Genomic DNA, 16,621 nt, shown 5'->3' on the forward strand with positions numbered 1-16,621 from the left:
CCTCTCCCGTCTCACCGGTTGACCGGACAACCGTGAGCCGGTCGAATCGACTTCGGCATTCGACATCACCCCGTCACTCCTGCCACTGTCGCAAGGTCCGAGCCCGCCCGCATCCCCTGACCGGACGATGGCCCCGGCCAGAGGATGCGGGCGGGCGGGCAGGTTCAGCAGGATGACCTGGTTGAGGTCTGCCCCGGGTGACACGCTGTCCCGGCACTGGCCTCGGCGGCGAGGCGCCCCTGTTCGCGTGGGGCCACGCGGCGAGGGCGGAGGACGCTGTAGGCGATGACAGGCGCACGGATCGAGCCCTCATCGGATCGTCACGTCGTCGGGCGGCCGCGGCATCGTGGTGGCCGCCGTGGAACCGGCAACGGGGGCGCCGACCGAGATCGGCGTCATCAATGGCCTGCCGGACCCGTCCTACCTGACTGTCGATCACGCGGGGCCGGGACCGGTCCTGTATGCCGTCTCCGAGACCGCACATGGCTCGGTCGCCGCCCACGACCCGCAGGTCCCGAGCCCGGCCCGCCCGGCGCCCCCGTGGCCGTGCAAGGGGATGCGCCCACCCGTCCCTCGGTGGCGCGCGGACACCCGCTGACCGCCAACTACGCCTCCGGCAGCGTCACCGTGTTCTCCCTCGCCGCCGACGGCGGCCTGCGGACCGCGGGGGACGTGCGGCACCGCACGGGCAGGTCGATGGCCGCGCGATCTCGTTCTGCACCCGTCCGGCACGCGGCTGTACGCGGCAACGAACGCCCGGGCAACGTCACTTAGCTGGACCTGGACCCCGCAACCGGCGTCCCGCAACGCGCGGGTTCCCTGCCGGTACCGGCGGCATCCAGCGTCGTCTTCGTCTGAGGCACGTGCGCACGCCCCCGGTCACGCCCTGCCACGGACGACGGCGACCGGGCAGTGCGCGTGGTGCACCAACGCCTGGCTGACCGACCCCAGGAGCATCCCGGAGAACCCACCGCGCCCCCTGGCGCCGGCAACCATCAACTGCGCGTTCCTGCTCGCCTGGACCAGCACCTCGCGAATCTCGCCACTCAGCACCTCCTGTCGGACCGTCACGTCCGGATATGTCTCCGCGCGCCCGGCGACGGCGTGGGCCAGCAGGCGCTCCGGGCTCTCCACGCCCGTACCGGCCGGTTCGTGATCCGGCAGCCACGCGTGCACCGCGACGAGCTCGGCTCCCCGCAACGCCACCTCCGCAAAAGCGAATTCAACCGCCTTCTCGCCCTCGGTAGACCCGTCGACGGCCAACACGACGGGCCCGGCGCCGTCCGGCTCCTCGCGGACCACCAGCACCGGACAGTGGCTGTGGGCGGCCACGGCCACCGCCGTCGAGCCCAGCAGCATGCCGACGAACCCCCCGATGCCTCGGCGGCCGACGACCACGAGGTCCGCGGCGCGCGACTCGGCCACCAGCACCGACACCGCACCGCCGATCATCACGACGTCGCCGACCTCCACCCCGGGCGCCACACGCCGGGCGTCCTGTGCGGCGTCGTGCGCCGGCGTGTTGAGCGGGGACGGGTCCAGCGGCGCGTACATGGGCCCGACCGGCCAGCTGAAGGCGTGCACCACACGCAGCTCCGCACCACGCCGCTCAGCCTCCAGGGCGGCCTGAACCACCGCGGCATGACTCGACGACGAGCCGTCCACCCCTACGACGACCATGCTGCCCACAGCGTCTCCTCACACACGTCAGTACCGCCGGCCCTGGGCGAGAGGGGACTCAGTGGGTTCCTTGCGGCTGTCCGCTGAAGACGAACCGGTGTTCTGACCGCCACCTCGGCAGCCGGTCAGAGTGAGCGCCCCGACGGCGCAGCGAAGCGTCAACGGGACGACTCGGTGACCGAAGCGACCGGAGCGGCCAGGAAACCTTGGGGACATGTGTCATCCTCTGCGCCCTACGCGGCCAAGCACACTCATCTTCCGCGCCGCGATCGCGTCCGGCGAGTCGACCGTGGCTGTACGAAGGGGGCGTGGACCCTGTGCGAGCAGGACGTGGACACTCCTCACGCAGCGCTCACCACTGCCGCGCGACACGCGAGCACCCCTTCGCCGCCTCCTGGCAGGGCCGTTCCGCATGCACAAGATCGCAGTCGCGATACGGAACGCATGCGGCGATCCTGGCAGGGAGGCACGGCTGGCTTCGCGTACTCTCGGCAAGGCACGGATGCGACCGGCTCCGCGTGCTCGCCGGTCGCGTCGAGCGCCAGGACGGTGACGCTGCTGACCAACCGCCGCACCGGGGGAACGGCACGCTCCACCACACCGGTACCCACCGGCTCGCCCGGTTGCCGGTTGCCGGTTGCCGGTCGGCGTTCGTCGGGCGGGCCGGCCGACCGGCCGGCGCGGTCGTGTCTTCGTCCCCGAGTCGCCATGAGTGCGGGCTCGCCGTGCGGACCGCCCGGCCGCCCGGTGCGTCGCCCACGGCCACCAGTGATCGAGTCGCGCTCCGTGACGAGCTGCCGGGCCAGTCGGCTGCCCCACGCCGCCGGCTACGCCATTCGGTGGCCCGCACGGCCTGACGCTCCCACCGAGAGACAGGAAGATCACGCCATGGATCTAGGACTCGCCGGACGACGTGCGTTCGTCAGCGGCGCCACACAGGGAATCGGACAAGGGGTGGTCGACGCCCTCGCGGCAGAAGGGGCAGACCTCTTCCTCACTGCTCGCGACCCCGGTCGGCTCAAGCGGACTGCCCAGCACGTCGAGGAGGAATACGGGGTGCGCTGCGGTTGGCATTCCGCGGACTTCGGGCGGCCCGGGGAGGCGCGCGAGGCCGTCCAGTCCGCGATCTCCACCCTCGGTGGCATCGACATCCTGGTCAACAACGCCGGCCGGTCCCTGCCGGCCGAACTCGACACCCCGACCGAGGAGTGGCAGGCGAGCAGTCAGCTCAACTTCCTCAGTCACCTCGAGGCTATCGACGCGGTCCTGCCCGGAATGCGGGAACGCGGGTGGGGACGCATCGTGAACGTCACCGGGGCCGCCTACCGTGCGCCCCAGCAGCTCAATATGGGCACGATTGCGAAATACGGCATCCTCAACACCTCCAAGCTCGTGGCACGGCAGGAGGCGCGAGCGGGAATCACCGTCAACACCGTGACGGTGGGGACCATCGAATCCCACCAGATCAACGAGATCCACTACCCCGCCGAGCAGCAACGCCGCGCCGAGGCCGAGGAATCCATCCCCATGGGCCGCTTCGGGGTACCAGCTGAGGTGGCGGCAGCCGTAGCCTTCCTCGCCTCCGAACGCGCCACCTACGTCACCGGCAGCACCATCACAGTCGACGGCGGTGCGGACCCCACACTCCTGTGATGCCCGACGCGTTCGTCCAGTCGGCACACCGATGTCGGTCCTGCTCATCGAGCAGACGTACCAAGCCACAGGTCACGCGTCGGCACGGGAGGACGACGAAGCGGCTGGCGACAGGTGAGCGCGAAGGGGACTGGATCACGAGCGCGGGCACCCCTTCCCAGCACGGCATTCGCCTAGGGCGCGGGCGCCGGCCCGGCTGTCAGTGAGCCCGGCCTCGGCCTGAACCGGCCAAGTCGGCGGCGCCCTGGCTGGTCGCGGACGAGGGTCGTCGGCATGCTTCACGAGGCGCGGTCCGGAAGCGGGCCGCGGGAGCCGGTGCTGCCCGCCACCAGCTGGCCTTCGTCGACCGGCTGGTAGCCACACTGATCCATCTGCGGCACGACCTGCCGTACTCGGTACTGGGCCTGATGTTCGGCGTCGACCTCTCCGTCATCACCCGTGCGATCGCAGAGCTACGTACGCTCCTGGCCGAGCAGGGTCCGCCGTCCCCGACCGCCCTGGCGTCAGACAACGGACTCTGGCCGACGGGTTCCCCGGCCTGGAGTCCCGCCCCACACGGTCGAAGAGTAGGAACGCGACCGCCACTGACACTCCTCCGACCGCATCACCGTCGAACACGCCCTCGCAGACCGCAAACGCTGGAGACAGCTGACGCGCCGGACCCACCGCCGCGACCGCCTGCCCGACACCTGCCGCACCATCGCCGACCTCGTCTCCGGTAGCGCCAAACACGCCGGCGGCCGAAGGGCGGCCGGCGGTGGCGATGCCGGAACGCCTCTCACTGCAGCCAGCCGCGGCGGGCGGCCTGGGCCGCCGCCTGGAAGCGGGTGGCCGCGCCCAGGTCGGTCATAAGGCGGTGGATGCGGCGCTGGGTGGTGCGCTCGCTCCAGCCCTGGGTGCGGGCGATGGCGGCGTCCGTGCAGCCGGAGGCGAGCAGGCCCAGAAGAGCACGCGTGTCGGCGTCCGGGCCGTCGCTCCGCGCGGTCGGCGGGCTGGTGTCCCGCAGCGGCGTGGCACGTTCCCACTCGCCCTCGAAGAGTGCTTCCAGCGCGGCGAGAATGGGGGAGCGGTGGATGAGATAGGCCACGGAATGGCCGCCGGTGGCGAGACTGAAGGGGATGATCGCCGAGCGGTCGTCGGCGATCACCAGTTTCAGCGGCAACTCCGCCCGCACTCTGGCTTCTTCGCCGGCCCGCACGCTCGGCAGGATGTCGTCGCGAAGCCGGCCCGGCCACGCCACGGCGGCCCGGTCGTAGATGACGCGATGGGCGACACCGGTGTGCTGCCGCCGGCGCTGGTTCTCCAGATCGCTGCCCGGGCGGTTGACATAGGGGGGCCGGTCGAAGGCGCGTATGTGATGCTGGGCGCCCCCGGTGAGCCGCTGGAAGGCCGCATTGATGTCCTCGTGACCTGTGAGCAGCTCCACCGCGATGCTCGGGTCGCTGATCCGGTTCGCCTCGCGATGCGTCTCGGCGAGCTGCCGGACCAGGGAGCGGGCCGTGTCGAGCCGGCGCTCGCTCTCCCGGATGAGCTCGGTGACGGCCACGTCCGGAGCGGCGGCCGTGAAACGAGGCGGGCGGCCCGCCGACCTGATCGCGAGGCCGTTGTTCACCAGCGCGGACAGATGACGGCCGGCCACCGCCGCACCCATACCGCAGGCTTCGGCGATCTCGGAGGCGCTGCCCCGGGGCAGCCCGACCAGGACGGTGTAGACCAGCTGCGATCTGTCGCTGAGGCCGACGACGTCAAGTTCCATCTCCAGCTCCGGTGTCCGCTTTCCACCGGCCGCCACCTGCTACGACGCGGCCACCACGCCATCCTCGCGCACGGTCCGCTCCCGTCCGCGTCCGCCCCTGGGTCAAGGGAGGACCGCGTCGTCCCGCGGCTCTCGTGGCCGATCTCTGCCAGCTGACGGAAGTCCGCCACGGCCCCGATCTTGTGCCGGCCCCCAGGGATTGACAGATTCCCCACGCGTCGGCGCCGTTCAGACAGCCGACGCCCTCTCTTTCCCCGATCTCCTCACGCAGGAAGTGGAGTGCCCATGAAACGGCGGAGACGAGCGGTCGCTCGTGGCGTCGGCGCCATAGCCATCGCGGCCCTGCTGCTCGGCACACCCGTGCAGTACGCGGCTGCGTCCGGAGCGGCTGCCACGGCATCCCGTACCGGCTCGAAGGACGCCGCGGCTGCCACGGCGTCCGGCACCGGCTCGAAGGACGCGCCTGCCGCGCCCGCCCCGTCAGTCGTGCCGGGTGCCTCCGCACTCGGTCCCCTGCGCTCCTTCCTGAAGCCCGACCCCGTGCGGACCAGGCCGGACAGCCCCCACCAGGTCCTCGTGGTGCTGGGGCCCGGCGCCCAGGTGACCGGCGAACCGAAGGGCGCGCGGAGCGACCTGCGGGTCCGCACCCCGCTCACCTCCGACGCCGGGGTGAACACCGCCCTGCGACGCGCCCGCGCCGTCTCCATCCGGCCCCTGCTCCCGGGACTCACCGCCGCGCAGGGCCGCGAACTGCACACGGCCGCCCGGGCGAAGCTCGGCGCGGGCGCGGTCGACCTGTCCAGGGTCCAGGTCGTTCGGCTGGCCGGTGGCGACGCCACCGCCGCCGCCCGGACACTGGCCGCGACACCGGGCGTCGTCTACGCGGAACCCGACCAGACCGTCTCGCCGATGAACACCGGCGCCGTACCCCTGCGCGCGCCGGGAACCGCGACCGCAACCGGCGGTGCCCACACCGACGGACGGGACACGCCGAAGGCGTGGCACAGCGGCACGACCGGCTCCGACGGTGTCCCCGGCAACGCGGCCCTCGCCACCTCGACGCAGAGCTTCCTCAACGCCGGCGGCGTCGACGCCACCGGCGCCTACAGCCTGCTCAAGCAGAAGTTCGGCCAGTTGCCGGGCACCGGAGAGACCATCACCAACGTCTCGATCGGCGACCTCACCGACGCGTCGACGCCGAACCTCGGTTCGACCGGTCCGACGACCGTCCTGCACGACGGCCGCCGGTACCTGGACGTCCCCACCATGCCGCTGATCCCCACCTACACCGCCGACGCCACCGGCGCCCTCGACCCGGCCGGCTCGACCCAGGGACAGGACCCCGCGCTCGGCGAGGTGCTCCTGGACTTCTCCGTGATGGCGCCACTCCCGCACGAGGCGCAACGCCCAGGGATGCAGGGCAGCGGGGACTCCGATCTGCTGGGCATCGCCCCGGGCGCCAAGTACCGGCTCGTCGTCCCGCAGGAGCCGACCTTCAGTCAGATCGCCGTCGCCCTGCTGGCCGCGGCCCGGCAGACACCGCGGCCCGACGTGATCACCGCCAGCCTGGGCTACGGCACCGACGCCTACGGCATGCCCGGCCGTTACCTGGAGGACGACCCCGTCCAGCAGTCGGTGATCGCGTCCATCGTGCGGCAGTACGGCATCACCGTCGTCGTCTCGTCGAACGACGGCACCCGCCTGTACACCAACGCCGCCGTCGGACCGGACGGCGGCAGCACACCGACCGACGTGACACGCAAGCCCGCCGACACCACCCGTATCGACGACGACCAGATGTCGACGACGCCCACCCGGGTCCTAGATTCCGGGGCGATCGCCGCGGGCGGCACGACCACCGACGACACGCTGTCCGTGCCCCCGCAGGACGGCGGCGCGGCCTCGACGGCCGGCACCTGGGCGACCACCCGGCTCAACGGCTCCGGTGTCTTCTCCTCGGGATTCGGCACCCGCGTGGATGTCTCGGCGCCCAGTGACGGCATCCCCGCCTTCGAACACCAGGGCCAGAGCGCGCAGTCCGTCGCGGAGGTCCTCAGCGGCGGCACCTCCGCCTCCGCCCCTGAGATCGCGGCGGCCGCCGCGGTCGTACTGCAGACCTCGCGGCTGACCGGCCGGCACCCGTCACCCGACGACGTACGCTCACTGCTGGAACGGACCGGTCGCGCCGTGCCCACGCCGCCGCAGATCGACCGGCCGCTGCACGTGGGCCCGCAGCTCGATGTCACGGCGGCCGTCCAGGCCGTACTGGCCGAGGCAGACGGCAAACTCGCCGGCACCGGAGCGGCCAGGATCGTGCGGCTGTCCGTGGCGCATCGCCAGACCGTCGGCGGCCTCGGCGGCAGCTACCTGGAGTCCACCGATCCGGGCCGCATCGACCTGGCCGGCCCGGGCACGGGGTCCGGTGCCACCGGGGAGGGCCTGGTGGGACCGGTGACGATCGGTGCCGACGTGACCGGCCTGACGGGAGACAGGGGCCTCGAGTACGTGCTGCGCATCGGGAAGCGGGAGTTCACTTCCGCCACTCCCGCGGTGCGGCTGACGCCCACACAGATGCTCACCGCGGCGGGTCTGCCCGTCGCCTCCACGACGGACCGCCTGCTCTCCCTCACGTTCGAGGTGCGCCACGGCCGCCAGGTGCTCGCCGCGGCGCGCCACGAGCTGACCTTCGGTCCCACCGACGGGGGATACGCCGAGGCACTCGCCCCGGTGGTCCAGCCCGTGGTCGGGGCGGGCCACTCGGTGCGGGTGCGTTACGACCTCAGCGGCGTGCGCAACGTCAGCTCGCCCGAGCTGGTCGTGTCGGGGGTCGGCCACTTCAGCCCGGCGGCGGCTCCCATTTTCTCCGCTTCCTACAGCGTTCCGCTGACCGCACCGAGCGGGACGGTCACCGTCCCGGCCGAAGCGTTCACGGCGGGCGGCGGCATCTACGGGATCGGCGTCGTCCAGAATCCCACCGGCGGCGCCAGGGGCGTGCCGCTGTACGGGGAGTTCGCCTCGGTCCGGGTCGACGGCGCAAGCATCGCGCAGCGTCCCGACGCACCGGCGCTGGGCGCCGAGCCGTCCGGGGGCCCGTCCGCCGGGTCCGGGCACCTGCTGGAGATCACCCGGGCCGCGCCCCGGTTCTCCGTGAGCTACGACGTGTCGCGGGTCGAGGGCGCGACCGGCACGCTCCTGGAGTTCTCCGCCCCCGGCCCGAACATGTACGGCTCCTACAACCTGGTCAGCAATCAGAACGGCACCGTCCGGGACCACGACGGAGTGGACAGCCCGGCTACGCTGCACCGTTCACTGAAGGGCACGCGGGGCACGGCGCAGCTCGACGCCCGGGCGCTCGGGCTGCCCTCGTCCGTCGCCTACGACGTGCGCGTCTTCGCCGTCGGCAGGAGCGGCGGGATTCTCGGGCAGGCGTCGCCGACGTCCTTGCTGGCCTACGACGACGGACCGGCCCCGGACGGCACCAACCTGACCGACTTCGCGATGGTCCCCGGAGGAACCTCGGTCGCGTCGGTCGAGAGCCCCACCGGAGAGGGCTCGGTCTACGACTACGACGCCGCCGACGGAACCTATGGGCGCAAGCTCACCGGCGACCCCGCCTACGGCTCGGTCTACGAGGTGTTCGGCGTCGACTCCTCCCACCGCGTACTCGTGCTGCACAAGCAGACCACCACCGGCGAGCAGTGGCTGGAGACCTACGACACGAGCACCGGTGTCGCCGTCGGACGTCCCGCCCGCGTCGACGACCAGTACGTCGTGACCGGCGCGCGCGTGGACGACGAACGCCATCGGGCCGCCGTGCTGGCGACCCGCGCCGCGGACGGGGCGAGCTTCGTCCTGCCCGTGGACACGGCGACCGGCACCCTGGGCACACCTCTCCAGCTCGACTCCGCCGCGGTGCGCGGCGCCCCGTACGGGCTGCTGGAGCTGGACCGGACGACCGGTGTCTTCACCGCGCAGAAGACCGGGTCCACCGTCAACTGCCTGGCCGGGAGCGGCTCCGGCACGGTGGCAAAGGTCGACCTGGACACGGCAACGGTCACCCAGGCCCCGGGCGGAACCCCCTGCGCCGGAACCCTCGCCTCCGATGACGAGGGGCACTTCTACGAGACGTGGTACCACTCCATCAGCGTCAACTTCGCCGGCACCGGGTATCTGGCGCAGCTGGGCGGCGGTGACCCGGTCAACGTGGGGACGGCTCAGGCACCCGTCGCCCTCGCTGTCGACGGCCGGCACCACCTGGCGCTCCTCGGCTTCCGCTACCCGGACCTGCAACCCACGGGAGGCTTCCAGCAGTACGGCTTCACCGACAACAACGCCACCGGCCGCATCGCCGTAGTCGACCTGAGGACCGGCAGGACGGTGGAAACGGTCAGCGGCGTGGAGTACCCGCTGTTCGGGGCCTACAACGGACGGCTCGACTCGCATCACGAACGCGCCGTCCAGCTCGACCCGGCCACCCGCACGGGCTGGACGTACGCGGGCGACGGCAGCCAGATCCAGCAGTTCTCCTACTGATCGGGTCCACCGGTCGGCAGTCAGGGTCCGCGGGCGGCTCGGAGCGCCCGCGGACCGGCCGCACGGTGGCGAGCGTACGGCTCGCCACCGTGCGGGTGGGGCGACGGTCAGGGAACGATGTACTGGGCGGCGCGGAACAGCTCGTACCACTCCGCACGGGTCAGGGGGACGTCCGATCCGAGGGCGGCGTCCGCGACCCGCTGCGGAGTGGTCGTGCCGATGACCACCTGCATCCGGGCGGGGTGGCGGGTGATCCAGGCCGTCGCGATGGCAAGGGACGGCACCCCGTACTTCGCCGCCAGGCGGTCGATGACGGCGTTCAGTTCGGGGTGGCGCTCGGAGCCGAGGAAGGGCCCGTCGAAGAAGCCTGCCTGGAACGGTGACCAGGCCTGCACGGTGATGTCGTGCAGCCGGCAGTAGTCAAGGAGCCCGTCGTCACGGCTGACCGACTGGTCCAGGCCCTGCATGTTGGCCGCGACGCCCTGCGCGACGAGCGGGGCGTGCGTGATCGACAGCTGGAGCTGGTTCGCCACCAGCGGCTGACTGACATGGCGGCGCAGCAGGTCGATCTGGCGGGGGGTGTGGTTCGAGACGCCGAAGGCCCGCACCTTGCCTGCCGCGGCCAGGTCGTCGAAGGCACGCGCGACCTCTTCGGGTTCGACCAGGGCGTCGGGACGGTGCAGCAGCAGGATGTCGAGGTAATCGGTGCCGAGAGCCTTGAGCGAACCGTCCACCGACTCGACGATGTGCTCGTAGGAGAAGTCGAAGTACGGGCCTTCGCGGACGATGCCCGCCTTCGACTGGATGATCAGCTTTTCGCGCTGCGAGGGGCTCAGTCGCATCGCCTCGGCGAAACGGCGCTCGCAGCCGTGCAGTTCGCTGCCGTAGACGTCGGCGTGGTCGAGGAACGTGATGCCGGCGTCCATCGCGGTGGCGAGCAGTTCGCGGACCTCGGCGTCGCTCTTGTCCTGGATGCGCATGAGGCCGAGCACGATGTTCGGCACGACCATGTCGGTGCCGGGCAGTTTGAACGTTTTCACGATCGGGTCCTTGTCCCTCGGTGAGTGGGTGGTCAGGCCGCCGACAGGCGGGAAATCTGCTCCGTGGTGAGCTCGACGTCGGTGGCGGCCGCCGAGTCACGGATGCTTTCGGGGCGGGAGGCCCCGGGGATCGGGACCACCACGGGCGCCAGGGCGAGTTCCCAGGCCAGGGTCACCCGGTAGACGCTGACGCCGACCTCGTCCGCGACCTCGCGGAAGGCGGCCTGCTGCGCCGAGAGCTCGGGCGCGTTCGCGATGCCGCCCAGGGGGCTCCAGGGCAGGAACGCGATCCCGAGTTCGGCGCAGTGCTCCAGTTCGCGCAGACTCGAGCGGAACCTGGGCGAGAACTGGTTCTGGACCGAGACGAGGCGACCGCCCAGGATCTGGTTCGCCTCGTCGATCTGGTCCACGGTCGCGTTCGAGATGCCCGCCATGCGGATCACGCCCTCGTCGAGCAGGTCGCGGATCGCGCCGATCGAATCGGCGTACGGGACGCTCGGGTCGGGGCGGTGGAACTGGTAGAGGCCGATCGCCTCGACACCGAGACGCTTGGCCGACTCCTTGGCGGCCCGCTTGAGATGGGCCGGATCACCGTTCACGGTCCAGCTGCCGTCGCCGGGCCGCAGGTGACCCCCCTTCGTCGCGACCAGCACGTCGTCCGCTCCCCGGCCGTACGTGCGCAGGGCCCCGGCGATGAGCTCCTCGTTGTGTCCGACCTCGGCGGCGTCGCGGTGGTACGCGTCCGCCGTGTCGACGAACGTGACACCGGCGTCCAGCGCGGCGTGGATCGTCGCGATCGACCTGCGGGCTTCGGGGCGGCCCTCGATGGACATCGGCATGCCGCCGAGCCCGATCGCCGACACTGTCCGTCCGCCGATCGTGCGTTGCTTCATCGGACGTCTCCTCCGGGTGTGGAACGCAGGTGGTCGAGGTCTTCCCGTACGGAAGGCCTGCTCGGCCGAGCCTAGGAATCGATGATTCAGAGGTCCAACAGTTGTTTCTTATGGCATTGAGAAAGGGATTCGATGAATGTGTCCGGCGCCTACACCTCGCCGCTCATGCCGGACGCCCACACTGCCCGGCACGCTCGCGCCCCTACCTCACGTTGCCCACGTCACCAGCCGCACCGCGGCGGACACCGACACCCACCTGCTCACCGTGTCCACCGACCTCACCAGCCACTCCGCAGCCGCACAGCAACTGGTCGGCGACGTCCGGGCGCTCCCCGCCCCGGACCACGCCACCGTCCTCGTCACCGGCGACTCCGCGCGGCTCGCCGACACCAACCACGCAATCGACAGCTTCTTCGCCTTCGGCACCGCCTCGGTCAGCTTCCTGCAGATGTTCGGCCTCGGCTGCGGACTGGCCGTCCTTCTCGACGCCCTCTTGATCCGCGGCATCCTCGTGCCGGCCGCCATGCGGCTCCTCGGCCGCCACGCCTGGACTGCCCCGCGCCCCCTGCGCCGCCTCCACGACCGCGTCGGACTCACCGACACCGAGGAACCCAAGGACCTCACCCCAGTCGGACAGCCGTCACGGGGCCGGTGACCTTCTCCACGTAGTCGCGTAGGCCGTCGCGGACGAAGTCGACGTCCCATGGGGGCGGCCGCCTGGCGGACTGGCGTCCGCTCGGCGGGTCACGCCGCGGCAGACCAGAGTTCCTGGAGTCAGGGTGTGCCCGTGCCTGCCAGGACGAAGTCCGCACGGGCCGATTCGATCCCGTTGATGTGCAGGGAGATCGCGTGAGTTCCGGGGTAGTAGCGGCGGGTCGTGATCGGCCGGAACGAGTGCTCCCGCGTCACCTGGATCTGCTCGCCCGGTGCGAGGGTGCGGGTGGTGAGTTTGAAGGTCTTGCCGGTCTGGCCGCCGTTGGCCTTGCGGTGGTGCACGATGTAGTCGATGGCCAGCCGTGCCTCGGTGTCACCGGTGTTGCGGATCGAGGCGGTGAAGTGGATGCTGCCGCCGAGCGGGATGGTGGTGTGGTCCAGGTGAGGTCCGTCGACCGCCACCCTCGCGGCGGCGAAGCCGAGCAGGTCGAGGGCTGTGGGGTGGCCGCGTTTGACGAGGGTGCGCAGCCCGTGGCGCACGAGGCGTCCGGTGGCCGCGTCGGAATCGTCCAGCCAGCGGCGGGCGGTGTCGACGACGAGGTCGGGGTGGTCCCGGCTGAGGTCGTTGAGATGGTTGGCGACCGAGCGGCGTACGTAGTCGCTCTCGTCGCGGTAGAGGGCGTCCAGGATGGGTACGGTCGCGCCGGGGCGGGCCTGGATGTCGGGCACCCGTACCGCCCAGGGAAGGTAGGGGCGGGTCCCCTCGGAGGCGAGCCTGCGCACGTGGGCGTCGGCCGACCCGGTCCAGTCGCTGATGATGTCCAGGGCCCGGTCAAGGTCGTGCCGCAGCAGCGTCCTGATGGCGAACTCCGAGGTGAGACGGCCGGTGAGGTCGGCGAGCAGCGCCATCGCATCGTCGAAGGCTGCGGTGGTGTCTTCCTGGACCGCGCGGGTGGCGATGGCGCTGGTGACCGGCCAGATCAGCCATCCGGTGAAGTCTGCGGCATTGTCCCGGGCGGTGCGTACGGTCCGCGCCAGCGTGGCGTAGTCGCCGGGCAGATCCGCCAGGAGGGCATCGCGTAGCAGGTCGGCGCGTTCCCGCAGGGACAGCGGGTCGATCCGAAGTGGCGCCGCACGCAGCGACCCGAGGTCGGCGTCCGGGGCGGCGATCTCAACGGCGCCCAGAAGGCTTTCGACGGCGTGGCGGCCGATGAGCTCGTCGGCGGATGGCATGCGGTCTCTTCCGTCATAGGAGGTCATAGGAGGTGGTGCAGCGGTGGTGAGCTGGAGGCTGACGCTACTGCAACCGATCGTGGCCTGCACGGGCCTGCTCGCCGTCTCGCCGGTGATGCCGGCGGCACGGGTGCGCGTGCCGGGTTGGCGCGGGCGACGGTGCCCTCGCCGGCGAGTGACTTGGTGTCACGCGCAATCGGTGCGCCCGCGTCGGCGTTCGGCGGACGCGGGCGCACGACGGGCCTCAGGCACTCGGCGCCTGGGAGACGAGGCCGCGCCTCAGAGGGTGCCGGCTGCTACGAGGAGCGGTCTTGCGGCCATCCCTGTGCATCGAATACAGCGATGGGATCCAGGTAGTCGCGCCAGTGTGCCACCTTGCGGTCCTTGATGGTCACGACGGAGACGAAGCGGTTGTCGTAGGGCCGCCCTGTCACCGCCGATGTGCCGTGGACTTCGTACTCCAGGACGACCGTCGAGGTCTTGGGGTCGTGGTGGACGTGGAGATTGTCCGCGCTGCGCAGCGTGACGTAGTCGCCGTAGTCGCTGTACAGGTCGATGATCCCCTGGCGTCCCTCGACCCGCCGGGGGTAGCCCGGCACGGTGATCAGGTACTCGAAGACCACATCCTCGGCCAGCAGGTCGTAGTAGTCCTCCCCTTCGGCCAGGCCGTCCAGCCCTTCCTTGATGATGCGGAAGAACGGGCTGTTCGCCCCGACCAGGGGAGCGCTGTCGTCGACGGTCGCGCTCACTTCGCCTCCGGGGTCCAGGCGCGCACGGTGCGCTCGGAGAACGCGCGGAAGGTGGTGGCCGGCCGGCCGGTGACCTTCTCGATGTCGCCGGTGGGCGTGGCACCGTTGCCGGTGATGACGTTTCCGGTGAGCCAGCGCAGCATCACCGCGTAGTCGGCGGGGACGCCCGCGGCGAGCGCCCCGTTGATCCACATCTCCTGGTCGATGTCGTGGTGGGCGACGGACCGGCCGCTCACGGAAGCGATGATGTCCGCGGCCTCCTGAAAGGTGAGGGCCTGCGGGCCGGTGAGCGAGTAGACGGCGCCGGCGTGGGTCTCGGGGTCCAGGAGCGTCTGGGCCGCGACCGCCGCGATGTCGGCCGCGTCGACGAAGGCCTCCCTACCGCCGCCGCTCGGGACCGTGAGTACTCCGTCGATGACGGGGAGGTGGCCGTCGGTGAAGTTCTGCATCACCCACGACGTGCGCAGGACCGAGTGCGTGATGCCCTGCCGGGACGCCAGATCGGCCTCGACGACCGCGATGTCGACCTCCGTCGGCGCCTGGTCGGCGTTGTACACGCTCAGGTAGGTGACGTGGCGCACGCCGGCCGCCTCGGCGAGGTCCAGGAAGGCTGCGACCTGGCCGGCGTAGGTGATACGCGCGGTGGGTGTCACCAGATAGAGGCGGTCGACGCCGTCCAGGGCGGCCGGGTGGGTGGCCGGGTCGTCCCAGTCGAACCGGACGTCCGCTCCGCTGCGCGCTGCGGTACGGGGGATGACTCCGTGCTGGGCGAGCGCGTCGGCCAGCAGCGATCCGGACCGGCCGGTGCCGCCGAGGATGAGTGCGATGGGCACTTCGTTGTTCATGACTCCATGCTCGAAGCCTGGAACAAGAGAATCCATGCGTCATTCGCTCTACTTTTTACGCGAGGCTCTCACCCCTTGACCCTGGATGCTCGGGCTGGTCAAGCTGATCCCATGGACCTGCTGACTGACCACCTGGTACGGGCACGCGCCACCGGCGCGGTGTTCGCCCGGACGGTCGCCGAAGCTCCGTGGGGACTTCGGCTGGGCGGTTCGATCCAGCTGTCGGTGCACACCGTCGTCCGCGGCCGCGGCTACCTCTGGCTGAACACCCCCGACAGCACCGTGGAGCTCATACCGGGAAGCGTCACCCTGGTACGCGGCGGACCGGAGCACTACATCGGACATGAACCGGGCGCCGCCTGCCTGGAACCGGAGGAATTCCGGGCACGCCACGCCCAGACGTCCCCCGGGGACAACCCGCGGGCCACCGTGTTCCTCTGCGGCGCCTACCAGTTCTCCGGCGATGTCGGCAGCGGGCTGCTGGACGCCCTGCCCCAGGTCATGACCCTCTCGGCCGCCGACGACGATCCGCTGCGGGATGTGATCGCCTTGCTGTCCCGCGAACTGGTCCGCAGCGAACTCGCCCAGCAGATCGTCCTGGACCGCCTCCTGGACCTCCTCCTCGTCCTGGCCATCCGCAGCGACTTTCGCCGCAGTGCGACCGCACCGCGCTGGTACCGGGCGGCAGCGGATCCCCGGCTGGGAGCCGCGCTGCAAGCCCTGCACGAGAACGCGGCCCACCCGTGGACGGTCCCCGAACTCGCCGACATCAGCGGCCTGTCGCGGGCCGCGTTCGCGCGGGTGTTCAGGGAGGCGCTCGGGCAGGCCCCGATGCAGTACCTGACCGAATGGCGCATGACCATCGCCCGCGACCACCTGCGCGCCGGCGATCTCACCCTGCCCCAGATCGCCGACGCCGTCGGCTACGGGTCCTCCTTCGCCTTCGCCGCCGCCTTCCGCCGCCACCACGGAGAACCACCTGGAACCTGGCGCCAGAGAGAACGAGCATCCGCGCAGACGCGACTGCTCACCACGCACCACGGCTCGTGAGCAGTGCCACGCCCTGGTGCCAGCGTCCCGGTCAGGACGCCTCCTGGACTCCGTACCTCCTGTGCCTCGCCGCGACGGGAGCGCGGCACGACCCGGTCGCCGGCGACGGCGAGCCGGGGGCAGTAGCCGTCCCCCCTCGACTCGGCCGCAGAACCGCGTGGTCCGCACCGATCACGCGGCAGGAAGACGATGCCGCGGAGCGGATCATCGGGCGCCCTCTGCCGGAACTGCTTCGCGGATCTACACCGAGGTCGGCAGCGGGGGCTTCGGGCCCGATGCAGGGATCGCTTCGCTGACCACGGGCCGGCGTGCGCCGGGACACCTGGCTGACCGGCATTCCTCGGTCCGCGTGCACGAACGCCATCGCCTCGAGGGCTGCCTTCCTCGTGGCTGTATCTCGTGCCGGGTGGTTGCACGACGGAGTGGCACTCTCCTTGCTCGCAGCGGACAACCTGGTGCTGCTCTTCGACGAGCACGGGTGGGAGCCCAGCTGGGGCGAAGACCACACGACGGCCTCAGGAACGCGAGTCCGTCG

12 protein-coding genes and 2 pseudogenes are annotated in these 16,621 nt (G+C 71.2%); 7 read left to right on the plus strand and 7 right to left on the minus strand.

Annotation, left to right across the window (positions count from 1 at the left end; translation table 11 throughout):
• Positions 1-358 precede the first annotated feature (358 nt).
• Together ACZ63F_RS06380 and ACZ63F_RS06385 are read left to right on the plus strand one after the other, a co-directional pair.
• Positions 359-598 carry a hypothetical protein gene (locus tag ACZ63F_RS06380; protein WP_469709200.1) on the plus strand — a complete coding sequence of 80 codons (240 nt, stop codon included), beginning with the start codon at positions 359-361 and terminating at the stop codon, positions 596-598.
• Entirely contained in the window at positions 577-774 is a 198-nt protein-coding gene (locus tag ACZ63F_RS06385; RefSeq protein WP_469709201.1) for a beta-propeller fold lactonase family protein, read from the plus strand. The genes ACZ63F_RS06380 and ACZ63F_RS06385 overlap by 22 nt, the downstream gene beginning before the upstream one ends.
• A 105-nt stretch (positions 775-879) precedes the next feature.
• Here ACZ63F_RS06385 and ACZ63F_RS06390 read toward each other — a convergent pair whose 3' ends face one another.
• Complete coding sequence (locus ACZ63F_RS06390) at positions 880-1,689, minus strand: universal stress protein (protein WP_469709203.1); 810 nt, start codon at positions 1,687-1,689, stop codon at positions 880-882.
• An 879-nt stretch (positions 1,690-2,568) separates the two neighbouring features.
• On the opposite strand from ACZ63F_RS06390, the gene ACZ63F_RS06395 reads away from it, so the two are divergent.
• Positions 2,569-3,333 carry an SDR family NAD(P)-dependent oxidoreductase gene (locus ACZ63F_RS06395; RefSeq protein ID WP_469709205.1) on the plus strand — a complete coding sequence of 255 codons (765 nt, stop codon included), beginning with the start codon at positions 2,569-2,571 and terminating at the stop codon, positions 3,331-3,333.
• A gap of 236 nt (positions 3,334-3,569) precedes the next feature.
• Positions 3,570-4,050: pseudogene (locus ACZ63F_RS06400) on the plus strand (transposase family protein); the annotation flags it as partial.
• A gap of 61 nt (positions 4,051-4,111) precedes the next feature.
• Here ACZ63F_RS06400 and ACZ63F_RS06405 read toward each other — a convergent pair.
• The gene (locus ACZ63F_RS06405; RefSeq protein ID WP_469709207.1) at positions 4,112-5,089 is read right to left on the minus strand and encodes a helix-turn-helix domain-containing protein; all 978 of its coding nucleotides are present in this window, start codon (positions 5,087-5,089) and stop codon (positions 4,112-4,114) included.
• 285 nt (positions 5,090-5,374) lie between these two features.
• Here ACZ63F_RS06405 and ACZ63F_RS06410 point away from each other — a divergent pair, with 285 nt between their 5' ends.
• Positions 5,375-9,622, plus strand: a complete 4,248-nt coding sequence (locus ACZ63F_RS06410; protein ID WP_469709208.1) for a S8 family serine peptidase — start codon at positions 5,375-5,377, stop codon at positions 9,620-9,622.
• A gap of 107 nt (positions 9,623-9,729) precedes the next feature.
• On the opposite strand, the gene ACZ63F_RS06415 is transcribed toward ACZ63F_RS06410, so the two are convergent.
• Positions 9,730-10,662 carry an aldo/keto reductase gene (locus tag ACZ63F_RS06415; RefSeq protein ID WP_293994713.1) on the minus strand — a complete coding sequence of 311 codons (933 nt, stop codon included), beginning with the start codon at positions 10,660-10,662 and terminating at the stop codon, positions 9,730-9,732.
• Between the two features lie 32 nt (positions 10,663-10,694).
• Entirely contained in the window at positions 10,695-11,555 is an 861-nt protein-coding gene (locus ACZ63F_RS06420) for an aldo/keto reductase (protein ID WP_469709210.1), read from the minus strand.
• Between the two features lie 406 nt (positions 11,556-11,961).
• Here ACZ63F_RS06420 and ACZ63F_RS06425 point away from each other — a divergent pair.
• Positions 11,962-12,210: pseudogene (locus ACZ63F_RS06425) on the plus strand (MMPL family transporter); the annotation flags it as partial.
• 119 nt (positions 12,211-12,329) lie between these two features.
• Here the strand turns inward: ACZ63F_RS06425 and ACZ63F_RS06430 are convergent.
• From ACZ63F_RS06430 to ACZ63F_RS06440, 3 genes are all read right to left on the minus strand, one after another.
• Positions 12,330-13,442: a DNA alkylation repair protein gene (locus ACZ63F_RS06430; protein ID WP_469709211.1), complete on the minus strand. Its 1,113-nt coding sequence runs from the start codon at positions 13,440-13,442 to the stop codon at positions 12,330-12,332.
• A 296-nt stretch (positions 13,443-13,738) separates the two neighbouring features.
• On the minus strand, positions 13,739-14,191 hold the full coding sequence (locus ACZ63F_RS06435) for a nuclear transport factor 2 family protein (RefSeq protein ID WP_469709213.1): 453 nt from the start codon (positions 14,189-14,191) through the stop codon (positions 13,739-13,741).
• Positions 14,188-15,036, minus strand: coding sequence for an NmrA family NAD(P)-binding protein (locus ACZ63F_RS06440; protein ID WP_469709215.1), 849 nt, complete (start codon positions 15,034-15,036; stop codon positions 14,188-14,190). The genes ACZ63F_RS06435 and ACZ63F_RS06440 overlap by 4 nt, the downstream gene beginning before the upstream one ends.
• A 111-nt stretch (positions 15,037-15,147) precedes the next feature.
• Between ACZ63F_RS06440 and ACZ63F_RS06445 the strand changes: the two genes are divergently transcribed.
• Positions 15,148-16,086: an AraC family transcriptional regulator gene (locus ACZ63F_RS06445; protein ID WP_469709217.1), complete on the plus strand. Its 939-nt coding sequence runs from the start codon at positions 15,148-15,150 to the stop codon at positions 16,084-16,086.
• The last annotated feature ends 535 nt before the right edge of the window (positions 16,087-16,621 follow it).

This window comes from Streptomyces sp. NPDC104761 (assembly GCF_055583445.1).